The organism is Streptomyces sp. NBC_00076, from assembly GCF_045041235.1.
GTDB lineage: Bacteria > Actinomycetota > Actinomycetes > Streptomycetales > Streptomycetaceae > Streptomyces.
This window is the reverse complement of sequence record NZ_CP108242.1, coordinates 10,821,519-10,839,435: the sequence shown is the minus strand read 5'-3', so window position 1 is coordinate 10,839,435 and position 17,917 is coordinate 10,821,519. Positions and strand designations below refer to the sequence as shown.

Annotated in this window: 20 protein-coding genes; 15 read left to right on the top strand and 5 right to left on the bottom strand. The window is 68.3% G+C overall.

The features are described 5' to 3' along the window. Nucleotides 1-39: 39 nt before the first annotated feature. A complete protein-coding gene (locus OHA64_RS48635; protein WP_405606399.1) occupies nucleotides 40-225 on the top strand; it encodes a hypothetical protein in 186 nt (61 codons plus the stop codon). 110 nt (nucleotides 226-335) lie between these two features. Then, entirely contained in the window at nucleotides 336-1,052 is a 717-nt protein-coding gene (locus OHA64_RS48630; RefSeq protein WP_405606401.1) for a methyltransferase domain-containing protein, read from the top strand. A 99-nt stretch (nucleotides 1,053-1,151) separates the two neighbouring features. Here OHA64_RS48630 and OHA64_RS48625 read toward each other — a convergent pair whose 3' ends face one another. From OHA64_RS48625 to OHA64_RS48615, 3 genes are all read right to left on the bottom strand, one after another. Beyond that, nucleotides 1,152-2,426, bottom strand: coding sequence for an IS701 family transposase (locus tag OHA64_RS48625; RefSeq protein WP_405606877.1), 1,275 nt, complete (start codon nucleotides 2,424-2,426; stop codon nucleotides 1,152-1,154). A gap of 140 nt (nucleotides 2,427-2,566) precedes the next feature. Then, nucleotides 2,567-3,136, bottom strand: a complete 570-nt coding sequence (locus tag OHA64_RS48620) for a DM13 domain-containing protein (protein WP_405623788.1) — start codon at nucleotides 3,134-3,136, stop codon at nucleotides 2,567-2,569. A gap of 279 nt (nucleotides 3,137-3,415) precedes the next feature. After that, nucleotides 3,416-4,150 carry a flavodoxin family protein gene (locus tag OHA64_RS48615; RefSeq protein WP_405623787.1) on the bottom strand — a complete coding sequence of 245 codons (735 nt, stop codon included), beginning with the start codon at nucleotides 4,148-4,150 and terminating at the stop codon, nucleotides 3,416-3,418. 1,049 nt (nucleotides 4,151-5,199) lie between these two features. On the opposite strand from OHA64_RS48615, the gene OHA64_RS48610 reads away from it, so the two are divergent. Next, nucleotides 5,200-6,687 (top strand): DUF1996 domain-containing protein, encoded by a 1,488-nt coding sequence (locus tag OHA64_RS48610; protein ID WP_405623786.1) that lies wholly within the window; start codon nucleotides 5,200-5,202, stop codon nucleotides 6,685-6,687. Between the two features lie 112 nt (nucleotides 6,688-6,799). Continuing rightward, complete coding sequence (locus tag OHA64_RS48605) at nucleotides 6,800-7,009, top strand: hypothetical protein (protein ID WP_405623785.1); 210 nt, start codon at nucleotides 6,800-6,802, stop codon at nucleotides 7,007-7,009. Nucleotides 7,010-7,051: 42 nt separating this feature from the next. On the opposite strand, the gene OHA64_RS48600 is transcribed toward OHA64_RS48605, so the two are convergent. Beyond that, nucleotides 7,052-7,771: an IS6 family transposase gene (locus OHA64_RS48600; RefSeq protein ID WP_405623783.1), complete on the bottom strand. Its 720-nt coding sequence runs from the start codon at nucleotides 7,769-7,771 to the stop codon at nucleotides 7,052-7,054. 137 nt (nucleotides 7,772-7,908) lie between these two features. On the opposite strand from OHA64_RS48600, the gene OHA64_RS48595 reads away from it, so the two are divergent. From OHA64_RS48595 to OHA64_RS48580, 4 genes are all read left to right on the top strand, one after another. After that, on the top strand, nucleotides 7,909-8,382 hold the full coding sequence (locus OHA64_RS48595) for a carboxymuconolactone decarboxylase family protein (RefSeq protein WP_405623782.1): 474 nt from the start codon (nucleotides 7,909-7,911) through the stop codon (nucleotides 8,380-8,382). Nucleotides 8,383-8,536: 154 nt separating this feature from the next. Further along, nucleotides 8,537-9,022 carry a MarR family winged helix-turn-helix transcriptional regulator gene (locus OHA64_RS48590; protein WP_405623781.1) on the top strand — a complete coding sequence of 162 codons (486 nt, stop codon included), beginning with the start codon at nucleotides 8,537-8,539 and terminating at the stop codon, nucleotides 9,020-9,022. A 133-nt stretch (nucleotides 9,023-9,155) separates the two neighbouring features. After that, nucleotides 9,156-9,671, top strand: a complete 516-nt coding sequence (locus tag OHA64_RS48585) for a winged helix-turn-helix domain-containing protein (protein WP_405623780.1) — start codon at nucleotides 9,156-9,158, stop codon at nucleotides 9,669-9,671. 10 nt (nucleotides 9,672-9,681) lie between these two features. After that, nucleotides 9,682-10,257, top strand: coding sequence for a transposase (locus tag OHA64_RS48580; RefSeq protein ID WP_405624431.1), 576 nt, complete (start codon nucleotides 9,682-9,684; stop codon nucleotides 10,255-10,257). A 141-nt stretch (nucleotides 10,258-10,398) separates the two neighbouring features. Here the strand turns inward: OHA64_RS48580 and OHA64_RS48575 are convergent, their stop codons facing one another. Further along, the gene (locus OHA64_RS48575; RefSeq protein WP_405623779.1) at nucleotides 10,399-11,049 is read right to left on the bottom strand and encodes an FMN-dependent NADH-azoreductase; all 651 of its coding nucleotides are present in this window, start codon (nucleotides 11,047-11,049) and stop codon (nucleotides 10,399-10,401) included. Nucleotides 11,050-11,194: 145 nt separating this feature from the next. Here OHA64_RS48575 and OHA64_RS48570 point away from each other — a divergent pair, with 145 nt between their 5' ends. From OHA64_RS48570 to OHA64_RS48540, 7 genes are all read left to right on the top strand, one after another. After that, a complete protein-coding gene (locus OHA64_RS48570) occupies nucleotides 11,195-11,863 on the top strand; it encodes a nitroreductase (protein WP_405623778.1) in 669 nt (222 codons plus the stop codon). Nucleotides 11,864-12,227: 364 nt separating this feature from the next. Continuing rightward, nucleotides 12,228-13,325, top strand: a complete 1,098-nt coding sequence (locus tag OHA64_RS48565; RefSeq protein WP_405623777.1) for an ABC transporter permease — start codon at nucleotides 12,228-12,230, stop codon at nucleotides 13,323-13,325. 203 nt (nucleotides 13,326-13,528) lie between these two features. Beyond that, complete coding sequence (locus OHA64_RS48560; protein WP_405623776.1) at nucleotides 13,529-14,527, top strand: patatin-like phospholipase family protein; 999 nt, start codon at nucleotides 13,529-13,531, stop codon at nucleotides 14,525-14,527. Next, the gene (locus OHA64_RS48555; protein ID WP_405623775.1) at nucleotides 14,524-15,750 is read left to right on the top strand and encodes a macrolide family glycosyltransferase; all 1,227 of its coding nucleotides are present in this window, start codon (nucleotides 14,524-14,526) and stop codon (nucleotides 15,748-15,750) included. The genes OHA64_RS48560 and OHA64_RS48555 overlap by 4 nt, the downstream gene beginning before the upstream one ends. Continuing rightward, complete coding sequence (locus OHA64_RS48550; RefSeq protein ID WP_405623774.1) at nucleotides 15,750-16,238, top strand: hypothetical protein; 489 nt, start codon at nucleotides 15,750-15,752, stop codon at nucleotides 16,236-16,238. Before OHA64_RS48555 ends, OHA64_RS48550 begins: the two co-directional genes overlap by 1 nt. Further along, nucleotides 16,235-17,173, top strand: coding sequence for a hypothetical protein (locus OHA64_RS48545; protein ID WP_405623773.1), 939 nt, complete (start codon nucleotides 16,235-16,237; stop codon nucleotides 17,171-17,173). Before OHA64_RS48550 ends, OHA64_RS48545 begins: the two co-directional genes overlap by 4 nt. Before the next feature lie 110 nt (nucleotides 17,174-17,283). Continuing rightward, nucleotides 17,284-17,901, top strand: coding sequence for a TetR family transcriptional regulator (locus OHA64_RS48540; protein WP_405623771.1), 618 nt, complete (start codon nucleotides 17,284-17,286; stop codon nucleotides 17,899-17,901). The last annotated feature ends 16 nt before the right edge of the window (nucleotides 17,902-17,917 follow it).

Sequence of the window (17,917 nt, the reverse complement as noted above, 5' to 3'; positions counted from 1 at the left end):
GGTGGCGGGGACAGGAAACCCTCAGCCGCGCCAGCCAGGTTGCTGTGCGAGAAGTTCAACGGCGGCGAGTTCCTGCACCACGTGCCGAAGGTCGAGTTCAAGAACGACGGCTCCGTCATGAAGACGGCGCACCTGGTCGCGGCGGAGGGCTGGGAGGTCGACCTGCACCTGTGGCAGGACGCCGCCGACTGCGGGCCGTGCCACCCGGGCAGCGACTCGCACTGATCCTGCGGCCGGGGGCCCGGCACGTTCGGGCCGGGCCCCCGGCCACGCCGTGGAGTGGACTTTGACCGGTTCCGGACCGCTGGTAGGCGGGCCGGGCCAGGATGGGGCGGGTGACAACGACCACCCCCGATCTCTGGCATCACTACGGCCGCTCCCGCTCCGAGTCCGACCGCGACGTTCCCGACCGTTTCCACTGGACCTGGGGCCAGGACTCCGGGCCCGGTACGGAGGTCCTGGGCGGCCTGGACGGGGCGTGCGTGGCAGACCTCGGCGCTGGGGCCGCCCGGCACGCCGCGCACCTGGCCACTCGTCACCGGCTAGCCCGGGTCGACGCGGTGGACTCCTCGCCCGCGCAGAGCGCGATGGCCACCGATCTGTTCGGGCACCTCGCACCGCGCCTTCAGGTCGTGTCCGGCGATGTGACCGCGCACCTCCAGGCCGTGCCCTCCACCTATGACGTGCTGTACTCCGTGTTCGGGGCGATTGACTTCACCGATCCGCGGGAGCTGCTGCCGGCGGCCGCGGCGGCGCTGCGGCCGGGCGGGCGGCTGGTGTTCTCCACGCTGGCCCACTACCTGTCGAGGTCGCCTGCGCAGGCGGACGTGGTCGCCGGGAGGGTCGGCGCGAAGACGCCGGACGGGGAAGCGACCACGATGCCGCGCTGGGTGCTGGAGGAGCAGGTGTGGGTCAAGCTCCTGGACCTGGCAGGGTTCACGGACATCGCGGTAGAGCTGTGGCCTGCGACGGGTGAGGGGCCCCGTACGGCGGCGACGCTGCTGGTGTCGGCCCGCCGCGCCGCGGGGGGCGTCCCGGGACAGAACAGCTAGTAGGACTCCGTTAGGTTGCTCTGGCTCTTGGGTTCGGGCTGGTGGTGGATGTTCTGGACAGGGGGCGGTGGCAGGTGGTGCAGGTGCCGGTCCAGCAGTTCAGCAGGTCCTGGATGGTGTCGAGGATCTGGTAGAGGGTGAGCCCGCTGTATCGGCTTTTGGGGCCAGGCGCTGTTCGGTGAGGAACGCGTGGGCGGCGGTGACCAGGGTGACGTGGTGATGCCACCCCGCCCAGGAACGTCCCTCGAAGTGGTCCAGGCCGAGGCCGTGCTTGAGTTCCCGGTAGTCGTGCTCGATGCGCCAGCGGATCTTCGCCAGCCGGACCAGTTCGGCGAGGGAGAGCGTGTCGGGCAGGTTGGACAGCCAGTAGCCGGTGGGCGCCTCGGCGCCTTCGGGCCATTCGACCAGCAGTGTGACCTCGGGCAGGACACCGTCCCAGCAGTTTTCGTCTGTGGCGACGGCCTGGGCGAGGCGTCGGGACTTGACCCCGGCCGGCCGCACCCGCAGGGACAGGAAATCCGAACGCATCGGTCCGCGGGAGCCTTCCCGCCAGGTCACCTCGGTGAAAGCCTGCCGCCCCTGGTCCGCAACGAGCGCGGCCACCGGGGACGGTTTGTCGCGGTAGCGGGGCTGGGGCTTGCGGCCGTTGCCGGACCAGGGCGGGGCACTGGGCACGGCATCGTGCGGGTGGACGGTCACGTCCGAGCGGATCGCCGCCACGTAGCCGATGCTCCGACGGTCCAGCCCGTCGCGGAAGCCGGCGTTCTGCCCGTAGCCGGCGTCGGCCACCACCACCGGCGGGATGAGACCCCAACCGGCCAGCTCGTCCAGGACATCCAAGGCCAGGCGCCACTTCTCCCGGTGCCCGATCTCCTCAGGGACCCCCGTCTTGCGTCGGCGGACCCAATCGTCCGCCCACTCCTGGGGCACGAACAGGCGCCACTGCAGCGGGCAGGAGGCGGTGTCGGAGACCGCGTGCACGCTCACCGCGACCTGACAGTTGGCCTGCTTGCCCAAGGCTCCGCAGTACTGGGGCGCGACCGCCACCGACATCTTCCCGTCTTTGGGAAACGACACATCGTCCACGGCCCAGGCATCCGGGCCGATCAGCGGCACCATCCGCTCCGCGATCCGCCGCCGCACCGGCACCGGATCCCACGTCGACTGGTTCACGAACTGCTGCAGATTCTGCTCGTTGCCGTCCGGCAGCCGCTCCGCCATCGGCTGGATCGACTTGCGGCGACCGTCCAGCATCAGCCCCCGCAGATAGCAGTCGCTCTTCGCCCGCTGGTCCTTGCGCGGCACCGACGCGAACACATCAGCAACGAACAACGCCAACTTCGCCCGAACACGGTTCACTTCATGTGCGTCCACACACCCACCATGCCGCTGAACACCACCGACGAAAAGACCTAACGGAGTCCTACTACACCAAGTGCGCCGAACCCGGCGACCTCCTCGTCGCCCTCGACGCCCTGGGCTGAGTGCCGGCGTGGTGAGTGGCCGCACCACTGTCAGACACTTGCGAGTTCCGCGGCGCCGAACGAGACGTCGAAACGGGCGCACCAAATGCTCACGCTGTTGTAGCTCGACGGATCCACGTCCCTGGGCAGGGCGTAGTTCTGGCTTCCCTTGTTGCCTTTGAGCTTGCCCAGGCTGACGTACTTCCCGTCGTCGAAGACGTGCCAACCGGCCGCTCCCTCCTTCACTGGTGCATCGGTCAGCAAGACACGCAGGTCCGGTCCGTTGCTGGTGTCAAGGTTCTCCAGCCGGACGACGTGGGAGCCGTCGACCAGCCGTACGAGCTTCACCGTGCCCGACGTCGCATGCTCGTGGCTGATCAGCTCACCACTCGCCAACGTCTGCGGACCGGTGGCCGAGGGCTGCCCGGAGGGCTCAGAGGAGGGCGCCACAGCAGGGGGAGCAGAAGTCGCCACCACCCCGGGCAGGGCCTCCTCGACGGTCTCGTCCTGCCACAGTTTCCACGGCTGGAACCAGTACAGCCCGAAGCCGACCCCGCCGACCGCCACCACCAGCACCGCGATGACCAACGGCCTGGTCAGTACCTTGCGCACGCGCCCCATCCCTGCCCCGCCTCCTAAGGGTTTGCTTGTCTCCCCATTCAACGGAGACGGGCGGCCGTCCCGTACCCCGCGGGTGATGACGGAATCCTTACAGCGCACTGGCACGCGCTGGCAGGAGCAGTCGAGGTGCCCGCAGAGTTCGCATCGCGGCGGTCGGCGTGTGGCTCGGGTCTGCCGAGGAGGAGTCAGTGCTCACCCACGGCAAGCGTCCTGAGCCCGGTGCTTGGGCGCCGGGCCGGAGTCGAACCGGCAGAAGCCCCCCGCGACTTCCGGTCCGGCTCAGCGGTGCTCGGGGTTGTCCGCCCCCGGCCGGCAGCCGGCGTCCCACTCCGTGCGCTGGTTACCGTGGGCGGGGATCCCTCCGGCACGCTTGAGCAGGGCCGCCAGGTGCATCAGGTTCCAAGTCATGAAGCTGGCGTTGCGGTTGGTGAAGTCGTTCTCCGGGCCTCCCGAGCCGGGGTCCAGGTACGAAGGCCCGGGCCCCGCCGCACCGATCCAGCCCGCATCGGCCTGCGGCGGGATCGTGTAGCCGAGGTGCTGGAGGCTGTAGAGGACGTTCATGGCGCAGTGCTTCACGCCGTCCTCGTTGCCGGTGATCAGACACCCGCCGACTCGCCCGTAATAGGCGTACTGGCCTTCGGAGTTGAGGAGGCTGGAGCAGCTGTAGAGCCGTTCGATGACCTGCTTGGTGACCGAGCTGTTGTCGCCCAGCCAGATCGGCCCGGCCAACACGAGGATGTCCGCGGCCGTCACCTGCTCGTACAGCGCGGGCCAAGCGTCCGTGGCGAAGCCATGTTCGGTCATGTCCGGATAGACGCCAGGTGCGATGTCGTGGTCGACGGCACGGATCTCGTCCGTGGTCACCCCGCGCTCGTCCATGATCGCCCGGCTCTTGTCGATGAGCCCCTGGGTGTGGCTGAGCTGAGGGGACGGCTTGAGTGTGCAGTTGATGAAGAGCGCACGCAGGTCGTCGAAACGGTAATTGTCCTCAGTTGGGGCGGGCGATGCTGGCATGGCGGCCTCCGGGAGGAGAGCGGACAGGGGGCGGGGCGGCGTTTGTGCGCCGTCCCGGCGGAAGCGTCTCGCGGAATGCCCGTGCTGTCCCGCTGCGACGCACCGGCGCACGGTGCTTTCGCCTGACATCCGACAGCGAGTGCGGGGTCGTCAGTTCTTGCCTGATGGTCCTGCGCGAGCGACCAGCAATGAACGGGGACTGCTACGCCTCCTGTCCCTGCGGGCCGCGTGCGTACCCGATCCGCAGGAGCTGCGACAGCAAGTCGGCACGGGATAGCAGCGTTTCCACCACGTCTTGCGCGATGAGTACGCGTTCCCCAGCGGGCTGCGGGCTCCCGATGGGGGGCCTCGCCGTGCCTGCGGGAGCGCGCCGGGAAGCTGTCTGAGTCGTCATGACGTGCAGCCATCCCGTGCCTCCTCGCAGAACGGGCTCGCGGGTCCCACCCGCCGACCGCGTCCCGGAGTGGTGTGAGTGACCTGCGCTTACTGGCCTCTGCTCCCGGGGCACCTGGTGCCCGCAGAGAAGACACCTGATCCTTCCCGGGGGTTGTGCTGTCCCGCCGAACGCCACTCGCCCCGAGGCGATACCCATGCATGGAGGCAGCGGTCGACCTCGCCCCCGACCACTCCTGCCCCCTGGCCGCCGCACCGTCGGCGGCCCTGGCGCGATGGCCCCGCCCGGCGCGCAACACCGGCGAGCCCGCCCCGATCCCCGGCAGCGTCCGCCCTTCCCTTCCGCCCTCCCAGCGGGACGTTCCTGCGCCTCGTGTGCTGGCTCGTGCGGCACTCCTCCAGTCCTACGACAACCGACGACAGGTGGCGACAGACCCCAAGTTCCCCGTGGGGCGAGAAGAGATGAGTGATTCCGGTGCCACGTCATTCTCCCGGATGTCTCTCCGTCCGCTCGGGCCACCGAGTTCTTACGGAGACATGACATGGGGTCAGAGACCCGCCTTCACGTCGATCACATCCGTAACCCTGGTCACCGAGTCGCGATCGACCGAGACATCACCACGCCCTACCTGACTCGAGAACGCCAGAGGAGTCCCATGCGACGCAACACCCGCAAGCGGTCCAAGACAACACATCGGGCCATCGCCGCCGCGGCAGGTCTCGCTCTGGGAGCGGGAGGGCTGATAGCGGTGAATGTGTACGCCTCCGCCCACGAGAGCGGAAACAGCAACACCACGAAGCGCGCTTCCCAGGACCGGGCGACCCAGGTCCTCGCGGCCGGTAACGTCACGATCAGCTGCCCGGATGTCGGGGCGAAGCTGATCTCGGTCCCCGACCAGGCCAGAGCACAGGTCGACAAGGAACTCGCGCTCCTGGACAAACAGGTGGCCGAGGCCTACCAGCGACTGCAGACCTCGGCCAGGGCCATCCAGCAGGACAGCAACTTCGCCAACAACGCGATCATGGGGCCGCTGCAGGCCAAGCGGGTCGCGACCATCGACCGGATCGGGATCGCCATCGGCAGGTTCGCTCCCAGACCCCAGGGTCTTGAATCCCTGGCCTCCTGCTCTCTGCGCTCGGCCGGCGGCCAGGAACAAAGCCAAGGCCAGGGACAGGGCAAGGGACAAGGCAACGGCGCCGGCCAGAACGGCAACGGCGGCCAGGGCGCAAACGGACCGGTGACGGCCGACTTCGTGGACATCACCAAGGTCCGGCCGAATGTGCAGAACCCCCGTGGGCAGCGCGGCGCTTCGCAGGGCGTGTTCACGACCCGGTGCGGCGTCAACGCGAACAAGGTGTACAACTCCGACAACATCATCGTCGCGCCCGGTGTCGACAATGGCGCCCACCACACGCACGACTACGTCGGCAACCAGGACAACGACGCGTTCACCTCCAACGAGGAGTTCGCCGCCGCCGCGACCAGCTGCCGCAATCAGGGCGACAAATCCACGTACTACTGGCCTGTGCTCCGACTGCAGGACGGTACCCAGGAATTCGACGCCAAGCAGCTCGGCGGCGGAGCCGAGGGCAACACCGGCCGAATCCTGACCGCATCCCAAGTCACCTTGAACTTCGTCGGCAACCCGCGCGGCAAGGTCGTGGCGATGCCCAAGTTCCTGCGGATCATCACCGGTGACGCCAAGGCATTCACCAACGGCACCGCCAACGCCAACGCGGCATGGAGCTGCACCGGCTTCGAGAATCGGCAGCTGACGGACAAGTACCCGATCTGTCCCCAGGGCAGCAAGCTGGTCCGCACGTCGAAGTTCCAGAGCTGCTGGGACGGCCGCAGCATCGACAGTGCCAACCACCGCTCGCACGTCGCCTTCGCCGACCCGAAGACCGGTGCCTGCCCGAACGGCTTCAAGGCCGTCCCACAGCTGGTCCAGCGCCTGATCTACGACGTGAAGGCGCCGAGCCTCAACGACAACGGAAAGACCAGCCCCTTCTACGCAGTGGACGGCTTCCCGGAGCAGATGCACAAGCCGATCACCGACCACGGCGACTTCATCAACGTTTTCGACCAAAACCTGATGAACCAGATGGTCCAGTGCATCAACACCGGCCGGAAGTGCCAGTGATCTTCCCTCCCAAAATCTGAGACCTACCGAGCCAACCCGAGCCGGTCTGCGTGGCACTCACTTCGCAGGCCGGTCGCGGACCACAGCCTGACCGCACCGTTGACGCGCCCAGGTGGCGCTGTTCGAGCTTGTCCGGGACGACGCCGACGACCTGGAATGGACCTACCTCTCCCCGCTCGCGATGGTCGAGCCCGGCGAGCGCACGGGCGCGTACCGGACAGGCGATCACCAACTGCTCAGCGACGGCGAAGGCAACAGCCACATCAGCACCGAGGACTACGCCGTCGGGCGCTGTCACGTTGTTGGGTGTGCCAGCGTCTGACGGTGCGTCGGGGCGTGGTGGGCTTGCGGTCCAGGCCTATGTTCAGGCCGTGGTGGGCCGGCCAGCAGCGCCAGTGATCTGGTCCCAGATCACGAAGCGGACGGTCATCTCGGCTCGATATTCGTGGGCGGTCATCCGATGGCGTCGGGGCCGGAAATGGGGCGAGATCCCGCTGAACGCGGAGAGAAACCGCTGGGCGCCACCAATACTGCGAAAGCCCTTCATAGCGCGTTCACGCTGCCGCGTTGGCTGGTGGCTGTTCTCGGCCCGGTTGTTCAGGCCCTTATGGGAACGGTGCTCGACCGAGGGCATGACCTCACGGTGAGCGGCGCCGCAGGAGCGGAGCTTGTCCGTGACAATCACCCTCGGCACCGCGCTCGTCTTCTTCATCAGACGGCGGAAGAAGCGCCGGGCCGCGGCCTTGTCCCGGCGCTTCTGCACGAGGATGTCGAGCACGTTGCCGTCCTGGTCGACGGCCCGCCACAGGTACTTCCGCTCCCCGTTGACCTTGATGAACACCTCGTCCAGATGCCATTTGTCCCCGGGCTGGGGCCGGCGGCGACGCAGTCCGTCGGCGTAGGCCTGCCCGAACTTCCGGCACCACCGCCGGACCGTCTCATAAGAGACGATCACGCCGCGCTGGAGCATCAGCTCCTCCACCTCCCGGAATGACAGCGGGAAGCGGAAGTACAGCCACACACAGTGGGAGATCACCTCGACCGGGTACCGGTGCCCCTTGTACGACGGCGACGTGCTCGCCAAGGACTATCCCCCTCCACCACGATCACGAAGAAGATCATCTCACCCTGTCAGCCAACGTGACAGCACCCACTTCTTGTCACACATCGCCATGGCACCCGGTCAGTAGTGCGTATCCGCCACGCAGCAAGGAGATCACCGTGGAATCGCGTCTCAACTACTTCGGCCACCCCCTCGCGGGAAGGGTGATGAAGCACATCAACTCAGCCAACAAGGTGGTATCGGACTCGACACTGCCGGCTGCGACCCAGGAACTGGTGAAGATCCGCGCCAGTCAGATCAACGGCTGTGGTTTCTGCACCGACATGCACACCAAGGACGCCATCGCGGCGGGCGCGAACATGCAGCGGCTCAACCTGGTCGCGGCCTGGCGCGAGGCCAAGGTGTTCACCGAGGCAGAGCGCGCCGCGCTGGAAATGGCGGAACAGGGCACCCGCATCGCCGACGCGGCTGGCGGTGTCACCGACGAGGCCTGGACAAACGCAGCGAAGCACTTCGACGAGGACCAGCTCGTCGCCTTGATTTCCCTCATAGCCGTCATCAACGCCTACAACCGCATCAACGTCATCAACCAGCAGCCCGCCGGCGACTACCAACCAGGTCAGTTCGGCTGACCGGCACCCGCCCGGCCGGCGTACAGTCCGTCTCCGCGCCGCCCCGACCTACGGCGGGAGACGGACTACCGCTCCCCTTCAGCACGGGCGACGGTCGGACATTTAATTTCAAATGATACCGTATCGATCGAACCGGTGGCTGTAATGTGGCCTCATGACCGCCGACGTTCCGCGCAGAACCATCGCTTCGCGTGCGACCGACCGCCCCGGGGACGAATCGCCGTTCGCTCTCGGCCTGCTGTTGCGCCGGGCTCACTGGCACGCGGCCGCGGTGATGACGGAGGCGCTTCGGCCGCTCGGCATCGAGTTGCGGCATTTTGCCGTGCTGATCGTGCTGGTCGACCGCGGACCCACGGTACAGCGGGACTTGGCGGTAGCGACGGGGTCGGACAAGGCCGGAATCATGCGGGTCGTGGACGACCTGGAGCGTAGGGGGCTGGCCGCACGGAAGGCCGTTCCGGGAGACCGGCGGGTGCGGGCAGTGGAGATCACGCCTCAGGGCGTCGAGCTTTTCGACGCAGCCCATGGGGCGGCGGAGCCGCTCGCTGAGCGCCTGGTTGCCGAACTGGGGCCCGGCGAGCCCGCACAGCTGATGGATCTGCTGACCCGGTTCACCCATCCCGCAGGCGACGAGGTGTAAGCGCGCCCTCGCACCCGGCTTAATGCCGAGCGGGCGCGCTGCGTCTCGTGCGGCTTTCGCGACAACCCGCCCCTTACTGATCTTTTCGTAAGTTCGGTGGGTGTGGTGGCCGTGTGGGTGAGAGGCTGTCGGGGTGGCTTATCGACCTTCCCCTTCGGCTGCCGGCTCCTCCCTTCCTCCTTTGTCGCGGCCTCAGTTGGCGGAGGCTCGTCGTGTTCGGGCAGTCGAGTTGTTCGAGGACGGCGTCTCGAATGCGGAGATCGCGAGGGCGGTGGGGGTGTGTGCCGAGAGTGTGCGGCGCTGGCGGCGGGTGTGGGAGCAAGGCGGCGCTTCGGCCCTGCGGCGACGGGCGGCCACCGGACGCCCACCCAAGCTGGACGACGCCCAGGTCGAGATGGTCCGGGTCGCGTTGGAGCAAGGTGCCCAGGCTCATGGCTTCGAGGCCGACCTGTGGACCCTGGAACGAGTCGGCACGATCGTCACCCGGGCAACGGGGGTGGTGCTGTCGAGGGCGCCGGTGTGGCGGCTACTGACCGGCCGGCTCGGATGGAGCCTGCAACGGCCCGAGCGGCGGGCGGTCGAGCAGGACGAGTCGGAGATCGCCCGCTGGATCGCGCACGAGTGGCCGCGCATCAAAAAGGGGCCGTGAACACACGTGCCTGGATCGTCTTCCTCGACGAATCAGGCGTCTCCCTGCTCCCTCAGATCCGCCGCACCTACTCGCCCCGAGGGCAGACTCCGCTCCTGCGGCACCGCCTGAACTGGAAGCGCGCGTCGATGGCCGGGGCCTTGGGCTACACTCCACCGACCCCGATCGCGGGGCCCGCCTGTGCTTCCACCTCAAGCCCGGCAGCTACGACACCGCCGGACTCATCGAGGTCCTGGAGCAGATGAAGGTGTTCTACCGCGGCGAGCGAGTGGTCCTGGTCTGGGACGGCCTGTCCGCCCACTGGAGCCGGGCGATGCGGGCCTGGGTCTCCGAACAGGACTGGCTCACCCTGGAACGACTACCCGCCTACGCTCCCGAGCTGAACCCGGTGGAACTGCTGTGGTCCTCACTCAAGAAGCGTGAACTCGCCAACCTCGCCGGCGACCACCTCGCCGATGTCGCCGACACCACCGAAGCAAGGCACCCACCGCATCAACGCCAACCCCCGACAGCCTCTCACCCACACGGCCACCACACCCACCGAACTTACGAAAAAATCAGTAGGGGCCGCGGTCATCGTCGCTAGCGCCGACCTGGCTGCGGGGGGGCGGTCAGGGCTTCGCCGCCAACGAGGTCCGAGCCGTCCCCACAGCTCGGACCGGGCGCGGGCGACTAGGACACCGTTGACGTCTGAGGTGAGGCGTCACACGGCGTCCAGGGCTCGGGGTTACGCGGCGAGGCGCTCCGCGAGTTCCTTGGCCTTGGTGGCCGCATCCTCGAAAGCACGCTCGCGGGAGGCCTCGTAGAGGGGGACCAGTTCAGACATGGCCGGATTGCGGGGGGCCATGGTGAGTTCCGGGACTATGAAGTCGAGGTCCAGGCCGAGGGTGCCCTCGAGGACGGCCTCCAGGTAGTTCTGTACGAACTCGTAGCCCTCGCGCGGGGTGCCGAGCGCGTAGGAGCCACCGCGGCTGGCGACGACAACGACCGGAGTGCCCTGGGCGGAGGGGGTCTCGCCCGCGGTGCGGCCGAGCAGGAGCACGTTGTCCAGCCACGCCTTGAGGGTCGACGGGATCGAGTAGTTGTACATGGGGGCACCGATCAGGATGGCGTCCGCCTGCTCCAGCTCCTCGATGAGCTTCACGCGCGCGGCGAACGCGGCTGACTGCTCCGGCGTGCGCTCGGACGGGGCGACGTATCCGGCCGACCAGGCATCGGCGGTGATGTGCGGGACAGGATTGGCGGCGACATCACGGTAGATCACCGTGCCCCCGGGGTGCTGCTCCTCCCAGGCCTTACGAAAGGCGGTCGCGACCGAACGCGACGAGGACGCCTCGCCGGGGAACGCGGACGAGTCGATGTGCAGCAGCGTGGCCATGAGCTTTCTCCTAAGTGCGGTGCCCGAGGCAGGGAGCCAAGGGCTGACGAGTTTCGAAGATAGTTAAACACGAGAAGGTATCGAATGATACTGTTGCGACTGTAGCGAAGGCGAACGCCATCGAGCAGATGGGAGGTAGGCGGTCTTGGACGTCTATGAGGCGGTCACGAGCCGACGGGCCGTGCGCGGATTCACTGACCGGCATGTCCCGAGAGAGGTCCTGAAGCACGTACTGTCCACCGCGGCTTGGTCGCCGTCCGCATCGAACCTCCAGCCATGGCACGTCTACGCGGTGACCGGCGAGCCGCTGGTCGAACTCAAGAAGCGCGCCGGCGAGCGCCTGGCCGCGGGCGACCCGTGGGACGAGGCGGAGTACGAGATGTACCCGGCCGCACTGAAGTCGCCGTACCGCGAGCGCCGGTCCGCCTTCGGCGAGCAGCGCTACGGCGCACTCGGCATTTCACGCGAGGACACGGAGGCGCGCCAGAGGGCCGCCTCCGCGAACTGGGACTGTTTCGGAGCGCCCGCCGCCCTGTTCTGCTACATCGACCGCGATCTGGGCCCGGCCCAATGGTCCGACATCGGCATGTATCTGCAGACCGTCATGCTGTTGCTCCGCGCCGAAGGGCTGCACAGTTGCACCCAGATGGCATGGGCGAAGTATCACAAGACCGTCGCGGACGTCCTGTCGCCCCCGGACGGGCTCATCCTCTTCTGTGGCATGTCGATCGGGTTCGAGGACATGGCGGTGGATTACACCCGTACGGGCCGGGCGCCGCTCGACGAGACGGTCACGTTCATCGACGGTCACTGACACCGCCTCCCGACGAACGGCATGCCGCTGAAGCTCACAGTCGTCGGCAGGGGCGGTCCGATCGGGTCGTCAGGATTCTGACGCCGCCGGGCACGAGGCGGTACCGCACACGCAGTCCACCGGAGCCGACGTCATCCGCGGCCGGGTACTGGACGAGGCGGTGGCGGAGGTCGCCGAGAGCGCCCCGCTGCGCGCATTCGCAACATCGCGGGCCCTGGGATCTTCTCCCTGGACGAGTCGGGCCGGATGGCCCTGTCCCGCAAGGGCGACAACCACACGGTCATCACCGACACCCCGATGTGCGTGTTCGCCCTTGCGTCAGGGGCGACGTCCTCACCGCTTACATGATGAAGGCCGAGGAGCCATGCACAGCACTGACACCACAAGTCAAAGTCATCTCACCGACCCCGATCCTGGACCAGGCCGGCACCGCCACCATCCAGGAGCGCAGACCGACGCCCCACCCGAACGGCCGGGGCTCACCGGTCCGCAGGCGGTGCTCAAGCCCGTGATCACGGTGCTGACCATTGGTCTCGTCTTCGTCAGCGTTTTCCTCGCCGCCTTCCATACGCCCCAGGCGCACCGACTGCCCGTCGCCGTCGCCGCATCCGACAAGACCGCGGCGCTTTTCGACGTCCGGCTGCAGCGTGTCTCGCCAGACGGCTTTCAGGTCGACCGGTACCCGGACAACGCCTCGGCCCGCCTGGCGGTTGAGCACCGCCAGGCCTATGCCGCGCTGTTGGCCGACGACAGCGTTCCCAGGATCGTGTATGCGGGTGCCAACGGCCCCGCGGTGTCAGCGCTGGTGGCTCCGCTCGCCAGTCTGTGCGCCCCGGGTTGTCAGCCGGCAGACGAGAAATGGCCCGTGGTCGACATCCTTCCGCTCTCGAGCGGGGACAGCCGGGGCCTGTCGGTCTTCTATGCCTCATTCGGGTTGGTGCTCGCTGGGTTCCTCTTCGGCCAGGTGACCTACCAAGTGGCACCGCGCCTCTCGTTCGGGCAGCGCGTGAGCAGTCTGGTGCTGTTCGCGATCGTCGGCGGGCTGGCGACCGCACTCATCGCGAGTACGGCCTTCGGAGCCATACCCGGTCCCTTTTTGGGCATCGCGGGGCTTGTGGCGCTGATGGCGGGGGCTGTGGCGGCAGCCACCATCCTCTTGATCCGGATCTTCGGCCCGATCGGAGTTCTGCTGGCGTCGATTTTCATGCTGGTGATGGGGAACGCCAGCAGCGGTGGCGTGCTGCCGCCCCAATTTCTGCCCAGTTGGCTGAAGCCCCTCACCTCGGTCATGCCTCCAGGCGTCGGCGTCCGCGCCCTGGACGGGCTTGCCTACTTCCAGCACGACGGACTGGTCAACGGCGTCGTGGTGATGTCGGTCTGGATCGCTCTGTGCGTCGCGGCACTGTTCCTGCTCGACCGGATCGCCGCGTCTGCCGCGATCCTGCACGCCGCGAGGCCGTGAGGGCGACCAGGATGAGTCCGTCGGATTGCTGTGCGTTCCGCCCGCCTTGATCACACCGTGTTTTCGCAAATTCACACTGTTTGCCCGTATGCCCTCAACGACAGCTCCACCTGCCGCGTGGGCCGACGGTGTCACACATCGTATGGCTGCCCGGTCAAGTGGAGAGACGAATCCGATTCTGTGCCTGGTGAGAAAGGTGGATCATGAGGGTTTCTCGTCGCCAAAGACCAGCCTCGTCGGCGCACTTCGGCCTCAGCGAGGCGGCGTCGAGCAGGCCGCCCGTGGACCCGCCGTCGGCCGGATTGAGCGCTCTCCCCCGGCCCGTGGCTGTGGTGATGGGCGCCGGTGGTGTGCTCGGAGCGGCGCATGTCGGTGTCGGATACGCGCTGGAGCAGCGCGGATTCGTCCCGGACCTGATCATCGGAACTTCGGTGGGGGCCCTCAACGGGGCCATCGCAGCCGCCCACCCCGACAGGGCCGCGCCGTGGTTGGACCACGTGTGGACCCAGTTGCGTCGCCGTGAGGTGTATCCGCTCGGCTACTTGTCCTCGCGGGCCGGCATATTCACCGATCGCGGCCTGCGTCGGCTGATCGCGCGGGCCGGGCTGCCGTCGCGGATCGAGCAGTTGGCGGTCCCGTTCACCGCTGTGGCCATGGACCTGGCCACCGGGGCTCCGGTGCTGCTCGACCACGGAGACCTCGAGTCCGCGCTGCTGGCCAGCACGGCCATTCCCGGAATGCTGCCTCCCGTGGATCGTGAGGGCCGGACACTCGTCGACGGCGGGGTGATCGCCTATGTCCCGGTACTGGCCGCCCAGCAGGCCGGGGCGGCCAGCGTGGTGGTGGTCGCGGCTGGGCCGGAGAGCTCGCCGTTGCGCCCCGCCAATCCGCGCCGACGGGCCGGTGCGGTCGCCGCCCGGGCCGGGATACTGCTGTTGCACCACCAGATCGAGCGTGATCTGCACGAGGTGTCCCAGCACATCCCGACCGTCGTGCTGCCGACCGGCATCGAGACGTGGCCCGCCCCATGGGACTTCGGCCATTCCCAGCGGCTGATCAGCACCGCCTGCCGCGCGGCGGGGCGCTTTCTGGACGGGCTGAACATCAACGGGCCGGGACTGTATCGAGTCGATGATCCTTTGGCAGCGTCCACCGGCCCGGGCGAGGCGTCAACTTGTTCCACAGTGGGAGTCGACCTGTGAGTACCATCGCGTTCCTCAACATCGGCATGCACGGGCACGTCAACCCGACGCTGCCGGTCGTGGCCGAGCTTGTTCGGCGCGGCCACGCCGTCACCTACCACACCTCGCCCGCATTCCGTGAGGAGATCGAGGCCACCGGCGCGACCGTGCACCTCTATCCCGGGGGCGATCAGCCGCTCCCCGATCCGCCGACGCCGGTCGCGTGGATGGATGCGCTCGCGAGCACCGCCGTGCGCATGCTCCCCACTGTGCTCACCGACCTGCGTCGCGCCCGACCCGACCTGATCGTCCACGACAGTGCCTGTCTGTGGGGCGCGGTCGCCGCCCGCGAGCTCGGGGTGCCGGCAGCCTCGTCGTTCACCACGTTCGCCCTCAACCGGCGTGTCCCCAGCCCCACCCGTGGCTCCTGGGACCTCCTGACCGCCGCGACGGCTCAGCCCCGCAGTGTCCAGGGCTACCTGCGGTCCCGCTGGGCGCTGCACCGTCGCTTCGACGCACGGGGGTTGCCATTGCTCGACGTGGCGAACATCCGCCGACCGCTCAACCTGGTGTATACCTCACGGGCGTTCCAGCCCGCCGTCGAGGACTTCGACGAGTCGTATCGGTTCGTCGGTCCCAGCATCGGCGCTCGACCGGTCGACCCGTCGTTCCCGGCCGATCGGCTGCAGGACCCGGTCCTGTACGCCTCGCTGGGCACGGTGTTCAACGCCGACCCACAGCTGCTACGCAGCTTTGCCACCGCGCTCGCCCCGCTGGGCGGAACCGTGATCGTCTCCACTGGGCAGACCGATCCCGACGCACTCGGGCCACTGCCCTCCAACGTGCTCGCCCGCCGCTTCGTGCCGCAGCCGGAGGTGCTGGCCCGCGCGGCGCTGTTCGTCACTCATGGCGGGATGAACAGCGTCAACGAGGCCATGTACGCCGGGGTTCCACTGCTGGTGGTCCCGCAGGGTGCCGACCAGCCGGTGGTGGCCAGGCGCGTCGTCGAGCTCGGCGCCGGTCTTTCGATGCGTACCCAGGACGTCGAAAGGGGCTCGGTGCGTGTCCTCGCCCGGCGCCTCCTTCACGAGCCCCGGTTCCAAGCAGCCGCGAGCACCCTACGGGCCGCCCAGCGCGAGGCGGGTGGATACAGGCGCGCCGCCGACGAACTCGAGCGGTACCTGCAGACGGCCGGCCGGGTCGGTCCGTCCGCTCCGTCGCTCCGTCACAGCGAGGCCGAGTGATGTCGCCCGCCGTCGTGGTCCTGCTGCTGTTCGCCGGGGTGTCGGAGACCGCCGGGCGCATTCTGCCTCTGGTGGCGCGCAGGCCTGGTATGTCGCGGACTTTCGTGGCGGGGTTGCTGCTGCCTGCCGGCCTCATCGAAGGTGTTGTGTTCGCGCTCTGGCCGCTGACCGCGTGGACGTTGGCCGAGCTGGTGCTGTCTTCTCCGCCGCCAGGCACCGGCTTGGTGTGGACACCGAGCTTGGTCGCCCCGCTGGTGCTCGCCGCCGTCCTCGCGTTCCCGTTGCTCGGGCCCTTGCTCCACTTCTTGCTCTTTGTGGGAGTCGGGGCCGGTCTGGTCGGCCCGCTCGCCGCGGCGAGCGGGCTGGACTGGTGGAGCGCCGCTGGTTGCTGCGCCGTCGCTGGGACCGGTCTCGGTCTCGCCGTAGAGGCCGTTCGGCGTCTTGTCGTCAGGATCAGCGCGACCGCAGCGCGGGAGTCGATCGCATGAACGACTTCTTGCTCTGGGGCGGCGTGCTCGGGCCTGCTCTGCTGGCCGAAGCTCTACTGGCCCGCTACGAGGTTCTTGCCTACGGCGCCGGCTGGCGGGCCCCTGTCACCGAGCTCCCGGAGGGCGTTCCCTACGCCCGGGGTGCGGCCCCTGACAGTCCCCCCGCTGCCTACCTGGTCTACCTCGACGGCATCGGCAAACGCCGCGTCCGGGACAGCCGCGACGGCGGCCAACTGGTCAAGGCCCTGATCGCCGGAGCGCCGGAGCTACGGGTGCTGGGACAGGTGCAGCCCTACTCACCACTGGCCGACCCACTTGCCGACCGGCCGGTGTGGGCGTGGCTGCGCCGCCGCATCGGGCTGCTGCTCTTCCTGCACAACGTCGTGCAGACCTTCGTCGCCGCCGACCACCGCTACCGCCCCCTGTACAACCGGGCCGTCGGCTCCCAGATCGCCACTCAGCTCCGGCTCGCCGGCTACCGGCCCGACAGCGGTATACCCGTGGTGCTGCTCAGCTACAGCGGCGGCGCCCAGGTCGCCACCGGCGCGGTCGACGAACTGCACACCCAGCTACGCTGCCCGCTCCTGCTTATTACGCTCGGTGGCTTCCACAACGGCGCCAACGACCTCACCCATGCCGAGCACTTGCATCGGCTCACCAGCGCGAGCGACCGGATCGAACGGGTCGGCACCTGGATCTTCCCGCAGCGCTGGCGGCTGTTCCGTCATAGTGGATGGAACCGGGCCGACCGCGCCGGGAAGATCACCGTGCATCGGCTCGACCCGGCCACGCACGTCGGGCCGCGCAGCTACATCAGCCCGACGGCTCAGCTGCCCGACGGACGCAGCCATCTTGACCGCACCGCCGACACTGTGATCGCGGCCATCCGCGCCCATCTCAGTGCGACCGCCACGCCAGGCAACCCACTGCCATGAGGGGCCCGGACGGGGTGCGCAGCGCAGAGCCCTCCACGCTTGACGATGGAGCCGGGGACCCCTGCCCGAACGACAACTCCGCCCGCCCCGGGAGAGCCGCCTCCCAGAGGATGCGGCTCTCCCGGGGCGGCGGCCGACGTCCGGGAAAGAGCAGTACCAGGGCTGAGATCCTCGCGGCCGCACTCGAACTCTTCGCCACCAAGGGCTATTCGGGCACGACGATGCGCGGAATCGCTCGGCAGGCGCAGGTGGACCCGGCACTGGTCCACCACTACTTCAACAGTAAGGACGGCCTCTTCCAGGAAGCCGTTTCCTCCCGGATCGACATGTCCAACCTCTTCGAATCCCCCACGGACGAAAAGCCGGAAGCCGGGCTGAGGGATCGCGGGGCGCGCATCGCCCGGACGTTCCTCTCCTTCTGGGAGGACGAGTCGACCCGCCCCGCCCTGATCGCCGTCTTCCGGGCCGGCCTGTCTCAGGAGGCGCCTGCCAAAGCATTCCTCGACCGGATCGAGGCGGCCTTGGCGTCGTGGCTGGGGCGTGTCGCCCCCGAGGAGACCGAGCGGACACCGGTGTTCACGTCGCTGGTGACCGCGCAACTCGTCGGCCTCGCCCTCCTCCGCCACGTCGTCGCGGTGGAACCACTGGCCTCACTCGACTTCGAGGAACTGGTCGAGCGGCTCGCCCCCTCCCTTGAGGTCCATCTGGACCGGCTGCGCCGGGAGTAGGCGACGGGGGGCGGCA

Coding starts and splice junctions, on each gene's coding strand:
- OHA64_RS48610 (WP_405623786.1), top strand. CDS start 5,200: ATGCGACGCAACACCCGCAAGCGGTCCAAGACAACACATCGGGCCATC.
- OHA64_RS48615 (WP_405623787.1), bottom strand. CDS start 4,150: ATGCCAGCATCGCCCGCCCCAACTGAGGACAATTACCGTTTCGACGAC.
- OHA64_RS48550 (WP_405623774.1), top strand. CDS start 15,750: ATGTCGCCCGCCGTCGTGGTCCTGCTGCTGTTCGCCGGGGTGTCGGAG.
- OHA64_RS48620 (WP_405623788.1), bottom strand. CDS start 3,136: ATGGGGCGCGTGCGCAAGGTACTGACCAGGCCGTTGGTCATCGCGGTG.
- OHA64_RS48540 (WP_405623771.1), top strand. CDS start 17,284: ATGCGGCTCTCCCGGGGCGGCGGCCGACGTCCGGGAAAGAGCAGTACC.
- OHA64_RS48590 (WP_405623781.1), top strand. CDS start 8,537: ATGACCGCCGACGTTCCGCGCAGAACCATCGCTTCGCGTGCGACCGAC.
- OHA64_RS48545 (WP_405623773.1), top strand. CDS start 16,235: ATGAACGACTTCTTGCTCTGGGGCGGCGTGCTCGGGCCTGCTCTGCTG.
- OHA64_RS48560 (WP_405623776.1), top strand. CDS start 13,529: ATGAGGGTTTCTCGTCGCCAAAGACCAGCCTCGTCGGCGCACTTCGGC.
- OHA64_RS48575 (WP_405623779.1), bottom strand. CDS start 11,049: ATGGCCACGCTGCTGCACATCGACTCGTCCGCGTTCCCCGGCGAGGCG.
- OHA64_RS48565 (WP_405623777.1), top strand. CDS start 12,228: ATGCACAGCACTGACACCACAAGTCAAAGTCATCTCACCGACCCCGAT.